Origin of the sequence: Micromonospora arborensis (assembly GCF_003205615.1) — a bacterium.
Lineage (GTDB): Bacteria > Actinomycetota > Actinomycetes > Mycobacteriales > Micromonosporaceae > Micromonospora > Micromonospora arborensis.
Map to the genome: position 1 here is coordinate 1 of NZ_PYBV01000196.1, position 206 is coordinate 206.

General features: G+C 73.3%; 1 pseudogene. It reads left to right on the forward strand.

Annotated features, from left to right (window positions below):
* Positions 1 to 206, forward strand: a pseudogene (locus C7C45_RS33410) (ABC transporter); the annotation flags it as partial.

Here is a 206-nt window from a genome sequence, read left to right on the forward strand (position 1 = left end):
TGCGCGAGTTCCACCGGCACCGCGACGTCACAGTCGTCGTGCTCAACCAGGCCGACCGGCTCACCCCGGCCGAGTTGCCCCGGGTCCTGGACGACCTGCGCCGACTACTCGACGCGGACGGGCTGACCGGCGTGCCGCTGCTGTCCACCGCCGCCATCGATCCGGCCGGGATGGTGGGGCTGCGCGGCGCGATGGAGCGTACGGTC